Below are 18666 nucleotides of genomic sequence, written 5' to 3'. Positions count from 1 at the left end.
CCGTATCTTTATAGAAGCCATGAAAATTGTGCAATATATTAGCATTTTTCCTGAAAAAGGCGTGAAAATTTAAGAATCAAACGCTGACCAATTTGAGAAATGACGGGGAAAGATTTAGCATGAGAGACATTAAAAAAGATTGCCCAAAGGGCGTAATGGGTTTGAGGAATAAAAATATGCAGGTCATTCCGTGGTTTCAAGTGCAAGCAGGGCAACTGCTAGGAGCGAGACAAATTCCATCGCCTAATTTTAATGCACGTCCTGCTGATACTGAGATTCAACTGATTGTCATCCATAATATCAGTTTGCCTCCCTCACAGTTTGGTGGCGGTTATATTGAACAATTTTTTCAAAATCAATTGGATTGGTCAGTACATCCATATTTTCAAACTATTCAAGGTATGCAAGTTTCAGCGCATTTACTGATTTTAAGAAGTGGCGAAGTCTTACAATTTGTCAATTTTAATGACCGTGCATGGCATGCAGGGCGTTCAAGCTATTTGGCCAAGAAAGAGTGTAATGATTATTCGATTGGCATTGAGCTTGAGGGCAGTGATGACTTGCCTTTTGAAGATGCCCAATATGAAACATTGGTACACGTGACGGCCTGTTTACAACAAGCCTATCCTCAAATTCAGCAGCATTTGGCAGGACATTCCGATATTGCGCCAGGACGTAAGACCGATCCAGGCACATTTTTTGATTGGTTAGACTATCGAAATCGTTTGCAGCAGTTAAAAAGTCAATGAATTGAGAGTCGACAACAACATTAAACAATCAAATATTCGCTGAAGTTTCATTACAATAGCGGCAAATGAAAAACTAGGTGGATACGATGGCGCTGTGGCGGTCAACCGTAATTGTAAGTGCAATGACCATGCTTTCTCGGGTCTTGGGTTTGGTACGAGACATTGTCTTACTAAATGTCTTTGGTGCTGGGAAAGATTTTGATACCTTTGTGGTGGCCTTTCGTATCCCGAACTTCTTCCGTCGGTTATTTGCTGAGGGAGCATTCTCACAGGCGTTTATTCCAGTCCTGACCGAATATAAAACTGGGCGTACCCATGCGGAAGTTCAGATTCTGATTAGCCGTGTCTTTGGTTGTTTAATGACGGTTATGACGGCTTTAACCTTCATTGCTATGGTCGCAGCTCCAGCAGTGCTATACATCTATGCACCGGGTTTCCATGCCGATCCAGAGAAGTTCGACCTCGCGGTTTCAATGTTCCGCCTCACCATTCCTTATTTATTGTTTATGTCGCTGACAGCCTTTGCCAGCAGTATTCTAAATAGTTATGGTTCCTTTGCTTCACCCGCATTTTCACCAGTATTGCTGAATGTTGCGATGATTGCAGGAGCATGGTGGTTGACGCCGTATATGGCGGAGCCGATTATGGCACTCGGTTGGGCAGTTATTGCTGCGGGTGTATTGCAACTGGCGATCCAAATTCCTGAACTTTGGCATAAAAAATTACTGATTCCACCGAAAGTCGATTTTAAACATGAAGGGGTGGATCGCATCATGAAATTGATGCTGCCTGCGCTATTTGGTGTTTCTGTCACGCAAATCAACTTACTCCTGAACACCATTTGGGCTTCGTTTATGCAAGACGGTTCAGTGTCATGGTTGTACAGTGCGGAACGCATGACCGAGTTACCTTTGGGCTTGATTGGGGTAGCGATTGGTACGGTGATTTTACCGGCATTGTCGACCCGTCATGCAGAGCAAAATATGTCGAAGTTTCGTGGCATGATGGATTGGGCTGCGAAGGTCATTGTTTTAGTGGGGGTACCGGCTAGTATTGCACTGTTTATGTTATCGACCCCTATTATTCAGGCCTTGTTCCAACGTGGACAATTTACCCTTGAAGATACTCAAATGACGGCTTTAGCGTTGCAGTGTATGAGCGCTGGGGTGATTTCATTCATGTTGATTAAAGTCTTTGCCCCAGGGTTTTATGCGCAACAAGACACCAAGACTCCTGTCCGTGTCGGTTTAATGGCCGTTGCTGCGAATGCGATTTTAAACGTGGTGTTTATTGGTTTCTTTAAACTGATTGACTGGCAGGCAGAGCATATGGCTTTGGCTTTAGCTTCTTCGGGCTCTGCTCTGGTGAATGCGGGGATGTTGTATTTCTATCTACACAAGCGCGATATTTTCCGTTTTGGTGCACACTGGAAAAAACTGTTTATCCAGTTTGGTATTTCTAACGCCGTGATGATTGCGGCATTGTGGTATGCATTGACTTGGTATAATGGTGATGTGTCACAGTGGATTCGCGTTGCAGAAGTGCTCGGATTGTGTGTGGTGGGTGTCGTGGCTTATGCGATTGGTTTGCTCTTTACTGGGTTTAGACCACGTCATCTCAAACATGAAGCATAAAACAAAGCAGTACTTTTTTATATTGCAAGCAAAGTGCGTAGCTTAAAAAAAGCACGGCTTGATTGAAGAATAGATTGAAATTAATAAAAAGCCTGATCACGAAGATCAGGCTTTTTATTTTGTATATAGCATTGCCTTTGCATTGCTGCCTTATTTTGGCAACACTTCAATCAGTTCCACATCAAAAATCAAGGTGCTATTTGGTTCAATCACATCACCTGAACCAATTTGGCCATAGCCCAGTTTAGCGGGAATAAAGAAACGATATTTAGCACCTTCTTTCATTAGCTGTAAGCCTTCAGTCCAACCTTGAATTACTTGGCTGACTTGAAACTCCGCAGGCTGTTGACGTGCAATCGAGCTGTCAAAAACGGTTTGATCAATCAAACGCCCTTCATAATGAACTTTGACTTTGCTGTTGGCCTTAGGTGACTTGCCTTGGCCTTGTTGTAAAACCATATATTGCAAGCCTGAAGTCGTGGTTTTCACCTCGGGTTTTTTCGCATTTTCAGCTAAAAAGGCCGCACCAATTTTGGCATTTTTATCAGCCAGTTGTTTAACTTCTAATAACTGTTTTGCCTCGGCTTGGCGTTTATATTGGGTGAGTACACGCGCCATTTCTTCATCGCTTAATGACGCAGCTTGGCCTTTAGATGCTTCACGTAACCCTTGCACAAAAGCATCGAGATCTAAATCTTGAATTGACTCGGCATTGCTCCGACCCATGAGATAGCCAAAGCTATAACCGACTTGTTGGTTGATGCTGCTTTTATTATTAATCGGTGCAGCAAAAACAGGTGTAGAAAGTAACAAGCCACAGAGTAATGTTGTTTGAATTTTCATCTTGTATTCTCAATAAAAAGAGGAGAGCAAAAGCTCTCCTTTGATTGACTTGTCTTATTTTACTTTGATCAGTTCAACATCAAAAATAAGCGTGCTGTTGGCTGGGATCATGCCGGGTACACCTTGTGGGCCGTAGCCTAAGTTAGAAGGGATGTAAAGTGTCGCCTTCCCACCTTCTTTCATGAGTTGTAGACCTTCAGTCCAACCTGGAATTACTTGATTTAATGGGAACTCAATTGGCTCGCCACGTTCAAGTGAACTATCAAAGACTTTACCATCGACCAGTTGGCCTTTGTAATGCACGGTCACGACAGAGCTGGCAGTGGGTTGCTTGCCTGTGCCTTCTTGCGTAATTTTGTACTGTAAGCCTGACGCTGTGGTTTTCACCCCAGGTTTTTTCGCATTTTCAGTTAAGAAGCTGTCACTGGTTGTTTGTGCTTGCTTCGCATCATTGGCCTGCTTTTGCTGCATTTCTTGTTGGAACTGCTCATAGGCTTGTTTTAATTCTTCTTCGGTATAGGCGGGTTGGCTACGGGCATGACCAGCACGGACACCGGTTACAAAACTGTTAATATCGAGTTCTGGTGGAGTTTGATGAGCAACCTCATAACCCAGTGCATAGCTAATTTTTTCTACGGCAGATGCATTTTTTGAAACTTGGGCTTCGGCTGAAGCTGGGTGTTGAGATGCATAATAAACGGGAACAAGTGCAGCACCGCCTAGAATAACAGCTACAGCAATGGGTAAGGCTTTACTCATGTGAAATTTTTCCTAATTCTATTACATTCAAAAAGTTTTTTAGCATCTTAGCAGACTTCATGAATGACGTGTTTTGTACCACCAGTACATTTTCAAATTAATATATGCCGAAGTCCTTAAAAAAACTATAAGGATTTGAATATATAAACGTTTGTCATACAAAATAAAAAGCCAGAAATCAAGTTCTGGCTTTTTATCGGTTAGAGAATGTATTTAGTCTGATTCTTTATTGGCTTTATAGGCATAAGCATAGTTATAGCCATAGCCATAGCCTGCACTTGAACGCTGGATATCATTTAGAATGAATCCATTCACTTTCACGCCGGCTTGTTCGAAGCGATTCAGGGTCAATTCAAGCTCCTTCATTTGTGTTTTCGCATAACGGGCAATCACTAAGTTAACGCCTGTGTATTGAGAAATAATGATGCCATCCGTCACGGCTAAGACTGGTGGAGTATCGATAATCACATGATCAAATTTCTCTGACATTTGCTCTAATAGATTTTTGAACTGGTTAGAGCTTAGTAGTTCAGACGGATTCGCTGGACTTTTACCTCTGGAGATGACGCTTAAGCCAGGTACTTCAGTATTTCGAATCACTGTCTCTAAGCTGTGTTGACCATTGAGTAATTCTGTTAAGCCAGGTTGTGTGTCGAGATTAAAATACTTGTGTAAATAACCACGACGTAAGTCTGCGTCTATGATTAATACGCGTTTGTCACTTTGCGCCAAAATTGTGGCTAAGTTGGTTGAAATAAAGGACTTTCCAACTTCTGGAGCTGGCCCTGAAATTGTGATCAGATTGTTTCGGGCAGAGCTTAGAGCGAAATGGATGGCTGTACGCATGCTTCTTAAGCTTTCAATAGCGATATCATCACTATTTTTAACAGCCAGAATAGGAATATTCTTTTTCTTCTTTAAAATATTAATACGGCTTTCTTGTACAGGTGAACGAGGAACCGTTGCATACACGGGCAGATCCAATTCATTTTCAATTTGAGTGGAGTCTTTGATCCCTGAACGCATCATATTACGTAATAACGCCAAGAGCGTACCGAGGAAACCACCTAAGAAAATAGAGAGAATTAAAATCTGTAGCTTCTTCGGTGCAATCGGCTCAATTGGTTCCACTGCTGTATCTACAATACGAACATTTCCAATCTCGCCCGCTTTAGCAATACGTAGTTGCTGATATGAGTTCAATAACGCTGTATAAAGTTGTTGTTTAACTTCAACTTCACGGTAAAGCTGTAAATAACGACGTTGTAAATCTGGCAGTTCTTTTAATGTCGCATTTAACTCCCCAATCTTTTTATCGATTGCTCCTAGTTGTGCATTCATTTGCTGCATGACTGGATGCTCAGCAGTATATTTGGCCGAAGCCTCTGCAACTTTTTGTTCAAGTTCTGCTTTTTGAGTTTCTAAGGTTACACTTTGCGTTAAATACAACTCAGATTCTTTAGTGACATCTACGGTGTTGTATTGTTGGCGAAATTTGTTGAATTCACGTTCTGCTACATCAAGTTGTTGTTTCAGCTCTGGTAGTTGTTCATCTAAGAATTTAAGTGTTTGCGCTGTTTCAGCTGAACGACGTTCAATGTTTTGTTGGCTATAAGAAACCAGAATAGCATTGAGTACTTGGGTAATATGAGTTTTGTCTGTACCTTGATAATTGAGCCCAAGAATACCTGTTAACTTTCCTTTTTCTGCGACTGAATAATTCATCAGAATACTGTCGACTGCGGCAGGTAGTGATTGTTTTTCAAGTAAATAAACGTCTTTTAGTTGATCTTGCGTATAGATAGAAATATTCCACAAGCCATCCGCTGTACGTAAGGTATTCGATTGGTTCGTTTTTCCTGTTAAAATGACTTGTTCAGTTTGTGTATTCGTTAAACTAAACTGACCATCTTTAAAGCGAAGTTCAAGGTTTTTATCACGGAAGTTTGATGGAACATTAAACTGGCGAATATCGAATGTTTTTTCATCATCTTTAAACAACACCGATTTCGGCTGGTACTCTGTTTGATAATGGTGTGGAGATAATAGACGATCAGTAAATGAATTTTGCGTGCCCGAAATTTTAAGATCTAAATTCAAATGTTGAATAACATTGCCTAATACCAAACGCGATTTTAAAATTTCGATTTCTGCTTGAGCAGGTTGCTTCTGTTCAATCATGCTCGATAGGTCACCTAATAAAGCTGCAGAAGCCCCTTTATTTTCTTCTACTTGTACCAAGGCGTCCACCGAATAGGTATCTGGAGTTGCTCTTAAGTATAGTAGGGCACAAATTAGACTCAAAAGGATACACAGCGCAATTAACTTCCATTGTGCGATCAATGAGAAAAATAGTTCTTTTAAATCAATAGTATCTTCTGTATTTGTAGTTTGGCTCATAATCGTACATCAAAGTTAAATATGTTTAGTCCAATCTGCTACACAGGCTTGTATAAGCAGGGAAGTTTCATCAAAAAAAGCTTGATCATGTTGATAGGGGTCAGGAATATTTTTTCCTTGCCAATGACCTAGGCGAAATGTTTTTCCTTTTGCAAATGGCCATGTTTGCTCAATATGCTTCTGTTGATTTTGGCTCATGACTAAAATCAAATCAGCTTGCTTAATCAGTTCAGCATTAAGTTTTCTTGCAATATGAGGGCTCATGTCAATTCCAATACGTTGCATGCAAAGCTTTGCTTTGTCATCAGCCGCATATCCAATCATGCCAGAAATGCCTGCAGAGTGAATTGTGAGCTGTGGATGGTTTTGTTTGAGTAGGTACTCTGCCATAGGGCTACGACAGATATTACCTATACAAACGACCAAAATATTTTTGAATTGCATTATTGTCCCATGCGATCAATATTATAAATAACATTTGAGAATGGAATGACTTGATTGATGACACGTTGCCAGCGCGTTAAACCTGAGGCATCGATGTACACAATATCATTGCTTTGCATTTGAAATTTATTTGCCAATCCAAAATCACCAATACTGGTTAAATCTAGGTGATAGACATCAGTGATCCCTGCATCACGATGACTACGAACCACATAAATTTTGCTTCGACTGCCTGAAAGTGGATTCAAACCGAGGCTTTCCCCAATGACATCACTTAAGCTAATACCCTGATCTCGCATCGGGATCGGTTTGTTTTGTCCCGACTCACCCATTACATAAATTTTCTGATTTTCTTTTGAGTTTACATAAAGTGTATCATTAGGCTGAATCAATAAATTGTGTAGTGAATAACCCGCCTTTTCAAGCGAAATGCTATTGAGATTATAAGTTTTACCTTGGCGGACAAGAGTAATAGAGGTGTTATCTCCTAACTGAGTATTGATACCGCCAGCTAAACCTAATGCAGTATAAACACTTGTGGGTTGGTCAGTTAAAGTAAACTGTCCACCTTTCATGACACTGCCTTGTACAGAGTAGCGTTGTCCTTGATACGATAGAACACGAGCAATGACGTCGGGAGTTTTTAAATACCGTGAAAGCTGGCTACGTAATTCTTGGTTCACTTGTGTTAAAGACTTTCCTGCTGCTTTGTAGCGACCAATAATAGGAAATTGGATATAACCACTTTGATCAATTTGATAACCTGTAGCCCGAGCAGAATCATTGTTGCTGACACTGACTGTAGCAGAAGGAGTAATTTCAGGATAAGCCCAGAGATAAATTGAAAGAATATCTCCAGCACTGAGCTTGTAATTTTTTTGAGGAATATTGAACAAATGAGAAAAATATTCTTGATTGTATTGGGCAGGTTGGACAGCTGGTAATGATGTTTGGGTGAGTTTCACAACATTGACTTGTGTGCCTAACTCTGTTTGATACATACCTTCCTCAGGTAAATCATAAGTTTGTAGTCCAGATGTCAGAGTGCATCCAGTAGATGTCATGATAAAGGACAATAGAATTATAGATTTAAAATGTCGCACAAAAATTCCCATTTTAGATTTTTTAAAATCATTTCAATTAAACAGCATTTTACCGAACTTAGCTTTAGGGTATATAGCAAATTGTAATCAATTTTTATAGTAAGAATTTTTGTTGATTGCTATGGATACAAATGTTGCGAATTTTACTGTATTGAGCAAAATAGCAGGATCTATCTAGTCTCTAAGTTTAATCAAACAGGACTGCACTAAGAATTTGGTAAAAAATCATAACAGAAAATTCATGTTTTTCTGGTAGTATTCCCGCCGATAAGATTCATGTTCATAACAGAAATAAATAAGGCGTTAAAATGCTACAACTCTCTGATCTGAAAATAGCAGTGATTGGTTTAGGCTATGTTGGTTTGCCATTGGCAGTCGAATTTGGTAAAAAAGTATCGGTCGTTGGGTTTGATATCCACACAACACGGATTGAAGAATTAAAAAGTGGCCAAGACCATACTTTAGAAGTTTCTTCAGACGAGTTGAAAGAAGCAACTTATTTAAGTTATTCATCTGATTTGGCCGACTTACATAGTTGCAATTTTTTTATTGTGACCGTGCCAACACCGATTGATGAGTTTAAACAACCTGATTTAACACCGCTTATAAAGGCTTCAACCAGTATTGGAAAGGTACTTAAAAAAGGTGATATCGTTGTTTATGAATCAACTGTTTATCCTGGTGCTACTGAAGAAACATGTATTCCAGTACTTGAACAGGTGTCTAATTTAAAATTTAACCAAGATTTTTTTGCTGGTTATAGCCCAGAAAGAATTAACCCAGGTGATAAATTACACCGAGTCACGAATATTTTAAAAATTACTTCAGGATCAACACCTGAAGTTGCTGACTTTATTGATCAAGTTTATAACTTAGTTATTGAAGCAGGTACGCATAAGGCAGCTAGCATTAAAGTGGCTGAAGCGGCAAAAGTGATTGAAAATACCCAGCGTGATGTCAATATTGCCTTGATTAATGAGCTGGCAGTGATCTTTAATAAAATGGGAATTGATACCGAAGCTGTATTACAGGCTGCCGGTACAAAATGGAATTTCCTGCCATTCCGTCCAGGTTTAGTGGGTGGACACTGTATTGGTGTCGATCCGTACTATTTAACTCATAAAGCACAGTCCATCGGTTATCATCCGGAAATTATTCTTGCAGGTCGCCGCTTAAATGATGGCATGGGGGCTTATGTGGTTACCCAGTTGGTCAAGGCGATGATCAAGAAAAAAATTCAGGTCGAAGGCGCCAAGGTTCTGGTTTTAGGCTTAAGTTTTAAAGAAAACTGCCCAGATATTCGTAACACCAAAATTATTGATATTGTTAATGAACTAACAGAATACAAGATTGCTGCCGATGTGTATGACCCGTGGGTAGATGCGGGCGAAGCTCAGCATGAATACGGGATTACTCCAGTCACCAATCTGGAACAGGGTCGGTATGATGCGGTAATTCTAGCCGTTGCACATGATCAGTTTAAAGCTATGGGTGCTGATGCATTACGTGCCCTTGGCAAGTCCGCACATATTTTGTATGACCTGAAATATGTACTAGATCAATCTGAATCTGACCTTCGTCTGTAATTTATAGGGGACCCTATATATGAGCCAATATCAAACTGTATGCGAGCAATTAGAACAAGCCCCTAAAATCTGGTTAATTACTGGTGTAGCGGGCTTTATTGGCTCAAATTTACTGGAAACCCTATTAAAGTTAAATCAAAATGTGGTGGGTCTGGACAATTTTGCTACAGGTCATCAGTATAATCTGGATGAAGTACAAAATCTGGTCAAGCCTGAACAGTGGGCGAACTTCAAATTTTATGAAGGTGATATTCGTAACTTTGAAGACTGCCAGACAGCATGTGCAGGAGTGGACTATGTCTTGCATCAGGCTGCTTTAGGTTCTGTGCCACGCTCGATTGCAGACCCGATTACCACCAATGCAGCCAATATTACCGGCTTTTTAAATATGCTGACGGCTGCACGTGATGCTCATGTTTCCAGCTTTACCTATGCTGCCAGCAGTTCGACTTATGGTGACCATCCTGCCTTACCAAAAGTCGAAGAAAATATTGGTAAGCCGCTTTCGCCTTATGCGGTCACCAAATATGTAAATGAGCTGTATGCTGAAGTATTTGCACGGACTTATGGGTTTAAAACCATTGGTCTGCGTTACTTTAATGTTTTCGGCAAGCGCCAGGACCCGAATGGGGCCTATGCCGCAGTCATTCCAAAATGGACAGCAGCCATGATTGCTGGTGATGATGTTTTCATTAATGGTGATGGTGAAACCAGCCGTGATTTCTGTTTTATTGAGAACACGGTTCAGGCCAATATTCTGGCAGCCACTACGCAAAATGATGAAGCTAAAAATCAGGTTTATAACGTAGCAGTGGGAGATCGTACTACGCTGAATAATTTGTTTAATGCTCTTAAAACAGCCTTAGATGAGAATGGTGTAATTTACAATAAAGACCCAGTGTATAGAGAGTTTCGGGCAGGTGATGTACGTCATTCACAGGCAAGTATAGATAAAATTGTAAGTTTACTGGGTTATTCGGCAACACATAGAATTAGTGATGGTGTTGGTTTGGCAATGCGTTGGTATGTAAGGGCTTTACAAAACTGAATTTATGTTTAAATCATTGCCTCATATTTTGAAATCCAGAGAAGTAAAAAGGCTGCTGGAAAACTTTTTTTCATTATCAGTTTTAAAGTTGGTTAATGCTGTTTTACCTTTTGTTACTCTGCCTTATTTAATTAAAGTGTTGGGATTTCAACAGTATGGGGCAATTATTTTAGGTCTATCTTTAATTGCATATTTTCAGGCAATTACCGATTATGGTTTTAATTTGTCTTCAACACGTGAAATGGTACAGCATAGAAAAAGTATAAGACAAGTTAGTTATATCTATAGTAAAACTATAGTGACTAAAATTTACTTATTAATTTTTTCATTAGTGATATTGGTAAACCTAATTCTTTTCGTACCAAAATTTCAAGAAGATAGTAGTGTTTATCTGTTAATGTGTTTGATATTGATTGGTCAGACTTTACTGCCAGAGTGGTTTTTTCGTGGTATAGAAAAAATGAAATATATCACATTTATGGATGTGATTGTGAAAACAGCCTTTACAATAGGTGTTTTTTTATTAATAAAAAAACCACAAGATTATTGGCTTTATCCTTTATTGTATGGCATAAGTTTCATATTTGTCGCTATTTACTCAAATTATATAGTGATTAAAGTATATGGGATTAAATTTTCTTTTGTTGACCCAGTGAAAATAATTAAAAATTTACAGACAGGTTTCCCACTGTTTATTAATCAGTTTATGCCTAATTTTTACAATAATACATCAACATTTTTAGTGGGTATGCTTCTTGGAAAAGTTGAGGCTGGGATATTTGGCGCAGTCAGACAAATTGCAAATATAGCAAGTGTTTTTAATGCTGTGGTTTCAACAGTTTTTTATCCATATTTATTAAGAAAAAAAGAAAAATTTCAATTATTTTCAAAACTTTATATTTTGGTTTTCTTTATTTTAATTATAGGGATGATGGCAATTCACTCATATATATTTCAATGGGTTGGGATCAGTGGTGATAGTGCATCAACTATATTCATATTGTTTTTGATAGGTGTTTTTTTTATCGCAATATATAGTTTGTATGCGACAAATTATTTAATCCCAAGAGGGTATGACAGAATTGTTATGAAAAACACAATTTTTATATCGATTATGGGCTTAGTTACTTCTTATCCTTTAATTAAAGTATTTGGCTCTTTAGGTGGAGCACTAAATATTGCAGTAGCTCAACTTTTAATGGGAATACTTTCGTATTTCTATTATTTAAAAATTCATAAAAATAGTTGAATGAGCTTTTTATCATATTGGTTAGTTTTAAGACTATTGAAAAATATATGGAGAGTATGTAGTGAAAACATTAGGATTTCCAATCAGTGATAAACTGAATGAAAACCGCAGAGCCCTTGTTCCAGAACATTTGAAGGGAATTGAACACACAAGCAAAATTTATGTAGAAACAAACTATGGCAAAGTACTTGGATATACAGATGCTGAGTATGCTGAATATGGTGTAAATATTGTAAGCCGTGACGAAGTATTACGGCAGGATATTATTTGTGATCCTAAAATTGGCGATGCCAATTACTTGAATCAGCTTAATAACCAAGCAATATTTGGATGGGTTCATGCGGTACAGAACAGAAATATTACGGATAAATTAATTAATAATACGCTTACAGCAATTGCATGGGAGGATATGTTTGAGTCTGGGAGACATATCTTCTGGCGAAATAATGAAATTGCAGGAGAGGCTGCTATTGTCCATGCTTATACTTTGCATGGGTTATTTCCCTATAATACAAAAGTTGCTTTATTAGGAAGAGGGAATATAGCCAGAGGAGCCTTAAAAATCCTGACAATGATGGGTGCAGATGTTACTGTTTATGATAGACGTACAGAAAAATTATTGCGGGATGAAATAGGAAGTTATGATGTATTTGTAAATGGTATTTTATGGGATACTAGCCGGAAAGATCATATTATTTATAAAGAAGATCTCCTGAAAATGAAGAGGGGGGCAATGATCATTGATATTTCTTGTGACCGTAATGGTGGAGTGGAAACATCAGTACCAACCACACTTGATAAGCCTGTATACACGGTTGATGGCATTACTCATTATGCAGTAGATCATACCCCGACATTGTTTTATAAAACAATTTCAGAGAGTCTGAGTGAAAATATTATTTCATATCTTAATAGCTTAATTAGTGAAAATCCTGATCAGGTCTTAACTGAGGCAACTGTTGTTAAAGATGGCAGAATTGTAGATCAGCGCATTAATCAGTTTCAGGGAAGATTGTAATGTCAAAAATGTATTTACGTGAGTTAGTGCTATCGACCCCATGGCTGAAAAAAATATATTTAAAAAGACGAAGCCAAACCACCAATGATTTAATGAATGCACAACAACTTGAAAAGTATTTGGATAATGCTGAAAAGGTATTTCTAGAGTTACCTGTTAATATTCGTGTAGGTCTAGTTAAAGATTCTGATAATTATGCTGATGAAGGTTTAGTGAAAGAAAGAGCTTACTATCCTAAGTATGAGCGTTTTCTGAAAAATAATAACGTAAATTACTCATATTTTGATCCATATAGATCTGACTGGATGGAAAAGGCCGAAGACTATGATCTGATTATCTGGCATACAGATTCAGATCCATCAACTCAGGAAATTGCAGAAAGCAAAATCCAAATTTTAGAAAAAATGTCTATAAGATGCCTGCCTTCATATGATGAAATATGGTCTTATGAAAATAAGATCAGAGCGAGTTATTTATATGAATTATATAATTTACCTGCTATACCGACGTTTATTAGTCATTCGTATACTGAGGTTCTAGATTATTTAAAAAAAACTAATTACCCAGTAATTTCCAAATTATCTACTGGATCTGCATCCTATGGTGTAGATAAACTCGATGATTTTAATCAGGCTAAAAAAGTTGTTGATCAGATTTTTTCCTATAAGGGGAAAGAAACCTATTTTAAATATGTTAGTCAGAAAAATTATGTTTATTTTCAGGAGTTTATTGAGGATGCGGCTTTCGATTTACGTATTATATCAGTAGGAAGCGACCTCCTTGGTTATTATCGTTACCCAAATGAAGGTGACTTTAGGGCATCAGGTGCAGGTAATTATGAGAAAAAAGAAATTCCATCTGAAGCATTAGAACTGGCTTATCAGGTTAAAGAAAAGTTTGGTTCTACTTTTTTGGCTACAGATTTTGTATATAGTGAAAAACGCAAAAAGTTTTTAATTATTGAATCTTCTATATTTATTGGGATTGATACTTGTGAGCAACTCTCAATAAATGGTGTAGCTGGTAAATACGTACGTGTATCTGAAAATCAGTTTGAATTTAGACCTGGTAAATTTTGGGTACAGGAACTTACACTCAAAAGTCTAATTGAGAAAAGCTTTAAATGAAAAAAATTGTGCATGTGATTATTGGGCTAAATGTTGGTGGTGCAGAACTGATGTTGAAACGTTTAGTTTTGCATAGTCAGCAGGGAGGACAGTTTCGGCATGAGGTTATTTCATTAACAGAACTGGGTTTAATTGGTGCTGACTTGCAGGCACAGGGTATTCCTGTACATGTGCTGGGCATGAATTCTGCTTTTTCATTGGTTCAAACCTATTTTAAGTTAAGTCAGTTATTAAAAAAACTGGCACCAGATGTTGTGCAAACATGGATGTATCATGCTGACTTTCTGGGTGGGTTAGCAGCAAAAAGACAAGGAATAAAAAAAATTATCTGGGGTATTCGTACAACTGATGTAACGCAAGGCGGTTCTAGATTAACTGTAGGTTTGCGTAAAATTTGTGCGAAATTATCTTATTCAGTTCCAACAGATATAGTATGTGCTGCACATGTATCAAAAGATGTTCACATTAAAATCGGTTATGACGCAAGTAAAATTCATGTTGTCCCAAATGGATTTGAGCTGGACAGGTTAGTTGCGACAGAAGAAGATCGAAATAAAATTCGCCAAGAATTTAATATTCCAAGAGATGCTATCGTAATAGGATCTGTTGGTCGTTTTAATGTTGTAAAAAATCAAAAATTTTTTGTAGAAGTTGCTAGAGAGTTGGTTAAGACTGATTCTAATTTAATATTTATGCTTGTTGGTCGTGATAATACTGCTGATAATAATGAATTAATGGGTTGGCTTGGAGAGTATCACCTAATTAATAATTTTAGACTACTAGGGCAGCGTGATGATATTCCACGTTGTTTAAAAGCTATGGATATTTTTTGTTTACATTCCAAGACTGAAGGATTTCCAAATGTTTTAGGTGAGGCTATGGCTGTTGGTACTTTAGTTACGGCATTAGATGTTGGAGACTCTAAATATTTATTAAATAATGAAAAATTTATAGCACAAGATAAAATGAAAATTTTAAGTATATTAGAAGATATATTAAGTAGTATAAAAGATTTTTCAGAAGTTATAACTGAAAATAAGGAAAGAATTTTGAAAGAATTTCCTTTATCTCGTATTGTAATTTTATATGAAGAAATCTATTTAAAGGGAATGTGATGTATCAGTTTGATGCTTTTTCAAATATTATTTGGGCGCCTATATTATTTTCTATATTTTTAATTTTATCTCTAAAGGTTTGTAATTACTTTAAGATAAATTACAAATTAAGTTTGTCTTTATATCTTTGGCATACTTTATTTTGTGTAGTATATATATGGTTTGCTTTAAATTTTGGGGCGGATTCAAACAAATATTATTATAATGCATTAAATTTTGATAACAGAGATTTTAATTTTGGTACTTCTTTTATCATATATTTTACTTATTTTTTGCATAATTTTCTAGGTTTTTCTTATGTTGATCAATTTTTAATACATGGTTTTATTGGTTATATTGGCTTATTAGCATTTGCAGGATCAATAAAGCAAGCAACATTATATAAAAGTAAAAATATTAAATTACTAGGTTGGGTAATTGTTTTTTTACCATCAATAAGTTTCTGGACTACTGCACTCGGAAAAGATGCTATTTCATTTATGGCATTAGGTTTAGCATTATGGTCTGCACTAGATTTTAAAAAACGAAAATTATTATTATTTTTTTCAATTTTTTCTATGTTTATGGTACGACCTCACATAGGTGCTGCATTAGCTATTGCATTTGCTTTTTCGATTATTTTCGACAAAAGAACATCATTATATATAAAAGTTTTTTTTGGAACTATAGCATTTATTATTACAGCTTTTATTATTCCTATAATGATAAATTATATTGGTTTGTCAGAAGCAGATGGGTTGTCCGATGTAGATGCATACGTAGATAAAAGACAGAATTCCAATTTAAGTGGCGGTAGTAGCTTAGATATAGCCTCAATGAGCTTGCCAATGCAAATGCTAAGCTATCTATTTAGACCCTTACCATTTGAAGCTCATACACTATTTGCACTAATTGCTTCATTAGACAATATTATTTTAATTTATTTATTAATTTTAGGGATTGTTGCCTACTTAGAGAAATCTAAGCCTTCAATTGAGTCAAATCGTATTTTTTTATGGGTATACTTTTTTATTTGTTTGATGATGTTAGCTACTACTACAGCGAATTTAGGTATTGCTATGAGACAAAAGTGGATGTTTTTACCCTGCTTAATATTTTTATTATTAAGTGTTATTGGTACTAAAAATAAAGAATTAGTTAAGAGTTTAAAATAATGAAGTTCTTAATTATTTCTAGTTTTCTCCCTTCAGTATTAAATTTCCGTGGGAAGTTACTCGAAGCGATCTATCAGCAAGGCTATGAAATCCATATTATTGCACCTGATCTGACTTCTTTTTCTGCTGAGCATGAAAAACTACTAGATTTAGGTTATTTCGTACATGATGTTTCCATGCAGCGTACAGGTACCAACCCGGTAGCAGACTTAAAAACCTTAGGGAGCATGTATACGCTTATAAAAAAAATCAAACCTGATTATGTTCTATCTTATACGATCAAGCCGGTGATCTATGGAACACTGGCTGCGTGGCTGGCAAAAGTATCAAATCGCTACGCTTTAATTACAGGTTTAGGTTATGCATTTCAAAATGTAGAAACTCAGAGTAAGCGTAGTATTTTTCAGCAATTGGTTCATGGTTTATACCAGCAGGCTTTATCACGCAGTCATAAGGCATTTTTCCAAAACCCGGATGACCTAAAACTTTTTCAGGATTTAAAGCTTCTAAAAGCTCAAATAAATACAGTGGTAGTGAACGGTTCAGGGGTCAATGTTGCCGACTTTAATGTATTACCTTTACCTGTCACGGCTGATCAAAAAATAAAAATCTCCTTTTTACTGATTGCTCGTCTACTGGTAGATAAAGGTGTTCGTGAATATGTCGAAGCAGCAAAAATTATCAAACATAAATATCCGCATGTAGAGTTTAATCTGGTGGGCTGGATTGATGAAAATCCTTCAGCTATTGGTCAGCAAGAATTGGATCAATGGGTAGCCAGCAATACATTAAAATACTGGGGGAAACTATCCGATGTTCGCCCTGCAATTGCAGAAAGCTCGGTTTATGTCTTGCCGTCGTATCGTGAAGGTACGCCCCGTACAGTCTTAGAGGCCATGGCAATGGGTCGGGCAATTATTACCACCGATGCACCTGGTTGTCGTGAAACTGTTACTGATAGTGATAACGGATTTCTGGTTGAAGTAAAATCCGTGGAAAGTTTAGTAGAAGCCATGGAGAAACTGATTCTTCAGCCAGAGCTTATTGCTCAAATGGGAAGTCGCTCCCGAGAAATCGCACTTCATAAATATGATGTACATCAGGTAAACGCACATATGATGCAAGAAATGGGTTTAATATAAATGTTAAAACGCTTACTCGATATTATCATCGCCTCTATAGCCCTGATCCTGCTTTCACCGTTATATGCATTCGTTGCTTATAAAGTGAAAAAAAATCTAGGTTCGCCAGTGTTATTTCGTCAAGTTCGTCCAGGTTTGCATGGTAAACCTTTTGAAATGATCAAGTTCCGCACCATGAAGGATGCGATTGACGAGCAGGGTAACCCATTACCCGATAGTGAACGTCTAACACCTTTTGGCAAAATGTTACGTTCGACTAGCCTAGATGAAATGCCTGAACTCTGGAATGTAATTAAAGGAGATATGAGTGTTGTAGGTCCACGTCCGTTACTGATGGAATATCTACCTTTATACAATAAAGAGCAAGCCAAACGTCATGATGTATGCCCCGGTATGACCGGCTATGCCCAAGTGAATGGCCGTAATGCGATTAGTTGGGAAGAAAAGTTTAAGCTGGATACCTGGTATGTCGAAAACCAGTCAACAGTATTAGATTTTAAAATCATGCTTAAGACTGTGCAAAAAGTCATTGCAAAAGATGATATCAGTGCGGAAGGTGAGGCAACGATGACAAAATTTACAGGCTCAAAGTCGGAAGATAATACATGAGTTGCCCTGTCTATGCGATTTATGGAGCATCGGGTTGTGGTCGTAGTTTAATGTCTGTGGCACGACAACAATTACAGCGTTTAGGTGTTTCGGCCGAAATCTATTTTATTGATGACAGTCTACAAGAACAGCAGATTGTAAATGGACATATTGCATTAAACTACCAGTCTTTTAAAAATTTAAATGCTGCTCAAAAGTTTGTACTGATTGCCATTGCAAATAGTCAAATTCGTGAAAAGCTTGCTAATCAGCTCGTCATGGATGGTCTTCAATTGTGGACTGTCCAAGCTGATAATGTGGTAATGATGGACAATATTGAAATAGCGGAAGGAGCAGCACTAAGCCCTTTTGTTTCAATTACATCAAATATAAAAATCGGCAAATGTTTCCATGCAAATTTGTACAGTTATGTAGAACATGATTGCATCATTGGTGACTATGTTACCTTTGCTCCGGGTGTGAAATGTAATGGCAATATTCATATAGAAGACCATGCCTATATCGGTACTAGCGCTGTGATCAAACAAGGCACACCAGACAAACCATTGGTTATTGGTAAAGGTGCAATCGTTGGGATGGGGGCGGTAGTCACCAAAAGTGTTCCCGCAGGTGTTACCGTCATAGGTAATCCAGCCCGAATTTTAGAGAAAAAATAAAGATTTTTGTAAGAATTTAACTAGGAAATA

The 18666-nt window shown here is 37.4% G+C and carries 17 protein-coding genes; 12 read left to right on the top strand and 5 right to left on the bottom strand.

Annotated elements, in window-relative coordinates:
* Positions 1–176: 176 nt before the first annotated feature.
* Together ampD and murJ are read left to right on the top strand one after the other, a co-directional pair.
* Positions 177–749, top strand: coding sequence for a 1,6-anhydro-N-acetylmuramyl-L-alanine amidase AmpD (gene ampD, locus ACFN7Z_RS17250; RefSeq protein WP_159151685.1), 573 nt, complete (start codon positions 177–179; stop codon positions 747–749).
* Between the two features lie 77 nt (positions 750–826).
* Positions 827–2383, top strand: coding sequence for a murein biosynthesis integral membrane protein MurJ (gene murJ / locus ACFN7Z_RS17245; RefSeq protein WP_171503111.1), 1557 nt, complete (start codon positions 827–829; stop codon positions 2381–2383).
* 150 nt (positions 2384–2533) lie between these two features.
* On the opposite strand, the gene ACFN7Z_RS17240 is transcribed toward murJ, so the two are convergent.
* The 5 genes from ACFN7Z_RS17240 to ACFN7Z_RS17220 all read right to left on the bottom strand — a co-directional run bounded on the left by ACFN7Z_RS17240 (position 2534) and on the right by ACFN7Z_RS17220 (position 7932).
* Entirely contained in the window at positions 2534–3226 is a 693-nt protein-coding gene (locus tag ACFN7Z_RS17240) for an FKBP-type peptidyl-prolyl cis-trans isomerase (RefSeq protein WP_159151677.1), read from the bottom strand.
* Positions 3227–3280: 54 nt separating this feature from the next.
* A complete protein-coding gene (locus tag ACFN7Z_RS17235) occupies positions 3281–3985 on the bottom strand; it encodes an FKBP-type peptidyl-prolyl cis-trans isomerase (protein WP_125274497.1) in 705 nt (234 codons plus the stop codon).
* A gap of 213 nt (positions 3986–4198) precedes the next feature.
* On the bottom strand, positions 4199–6385 hold the full coding sequence (locus ACFN7Z_RS17230) for a polysaccharide biosynthesis tyrosine autokinase (protein WP_159151676.1): 2187 nt from the start codon (positions 6383–6385) through the stop codon (positions 4199–4201).
* Between the two features lie 15 nt (positions 6386–6400).
* The gene (locus ACFN7Z_RS17225; RefSeq protein WP_159151675.1) at positions 6401–6829 is read right to left on the bottom strand and encodes a low molecular weight protein-tyrosine-phosphatase; all 429 of its coding nucleotides are present in this window, start codon (positions 6827–6829) and stop codon (positions 6401–6403) included.
* Entirely contained in the window at positions 6829–7932 is a 1104-nt protein-coding gene (locus ACFN7Z_RS17220; protein WP_159151674.1) for a polysaccharide biosynthesis/export family protein, read from the bottom strand. Before ACFN7Z_RS17220 ends, ACFN7Z_RS17225 begins: the two co-directional genes overlap by 1 nt.
* Before the next feature lie 308 nt (positions 7933–8240).
* Between ACFN7Z_RS17220 and tviB the strand changes: the two genes are divergently transcribed.
* The 10 genes from tviB to ACFN7Z_RS17170 all read left to right on the top strand — a co-directional run bounded on the left by tviB (position 8241) and on the right by ACFN7Z_RS17170 (position 18636).
* Positions 8241–9518, top strand: coding sequence for a Vi polysaccharide biosynthesis UDP-N-acetylglucosamine C-6 dehydrogenase TviB (tviB, locus tag ACFN7Z_RS17215; protein WP_159151673.1), 1278 nt, complete (start codon positions 8241–8243; stop codon positions 9516–9518).
* Positions 9519–9537: 19 nt separating this feature from the next.
* Positions 9538–10566 carry an NAD-dependent epimerase/dehydratase family protein gene (locus ACFN7Z_RS17210; RefSeq protein ID WP_159151672.1) on the top strand — a complete coding sequence of 343 codons (1029 nt, stop codon included), beginning with the start codon at positions 9538–9540 and terminating at the stop codon, positions 10564–10566.
* A 4-nt stretch (positions 10567–10570) separates the two neighbouring features.
* Entirely contained in the window at positions 10571–11815 is a 1245-nt protein-coding gene (locus ACFN7Z_RS17205; RefSeq protein WP_159151671.1) for an oligosaccharide flippase family protein, read from the top strand.
* A 61-nt stretch (positions 11816–11876) separates the two neighbouring features.
* On the top strand, positions 11877–12833 hold the full coding sequence (locus ACFN7Z_RS17200) for a N(5)-(carboxyethyl)ornithine synthase (protein WP_159151670.1): 957 nt from the start codon (positions 11877–11879) through the stop codon (positions 12831–12833).
* On the top strand, positions 12833–13960 hold the full coding sequence (locus tag ACFN7Z_RS17195) for a RimK family alpha-L-glutamate ligase (protein ID WP_159151669.1): 1128 nt from the start codon (positions 12833–12835) through the stop codon (positions 13958–13960). The genes ACFN7Z_RS17200 and ACFN7Z_RS17195 overlap by 1 nt, the downstream gene beginning before the upstream one ends.
* On the top strand, positions 13957–15075 hold the full coding sequence (locus ACFN7Z_RS17190) for a glycosyltransferase (protein ID WP_159151668.1): 1119 nt from the start codon (positions 13957–13959) through the stop codon (positions 15073–15075). The genes ACFN7Z_RS17195 and ACFN7Z_RS17190 overlap by 4 nt, the downstream gene beginning before the upstream one ends.
* The gene (locus ACFN7Z_RS17185) at positions 15075–16229 is read left to right on the top strand and encodes a hypothetical protein (protein ID WP_159151667.1); all 1155 of its coding nucleotides are present in this window, start codon (positions 15075–15077) and stop codon (positions 16227–16229) included. Before ACFN7Z_RS17190 ends, ACFN7Z_RS17185 begins: the two co-directional genes overlap by 1 nt.
* The gene (locus tag ACFN7Z_RS17180; RefSeq protein WP_159151666.1) at positions 16229–17371 is read left to right on the top strand and encodes a glycosyltransferase family 4 protein; all 1143 of its coding nucleotides are present in this window, start codon (positions 16229–16231) and stop codon (positions 17369–17371) included. The genes ACFN7Z_RS17185 and ACFN7Z_RS17180 overlap by 1 nt, the downstream gene beginning before the upstream one ends.
* On the top strand, positions 17372–17980 hold the full coding sequence (locus ACFN7Z_RS17175) for a sugar transferase (protein WP_159151665.1): 609 nt from the start codon (positions 17372–17374) through the stop codon (positions 17978–17980).
* Positions 17977–18636 carry an acetyltransferase gene (locus tag ACFN7Z_RS17170; protein WP_159151664.1) on the top strand — a complete coding sequence of 220 codons (660 nt, stop codon included), beginning with the start codon at positions 17977–17979 and terminating at the stop codon, positions 18634–18636. Before ACFN7Z_RS17175 ends, ACFN7Z_RS17170 begins: the two co-directional genes overlap by 4 nt.
* The last annotated feature ends 30 nt before the right edge of the window (positions 18637–18666 follow it).

This window comes from Acinetobacter sp. P1332 (assembly GCF_044057475.1).
In the GTDB taxonomy this organism is placed as follows: domain Bacteria; phylum Pseudomonadota; class Gammaproteobacteria; order Pseudomonadales; family Moraxellaceae; genus Acinetobacter; species Acinetobacter johnsonii.
This window is presented reverse-complemented; position numbering and strand designations above follow the sequence as displayed.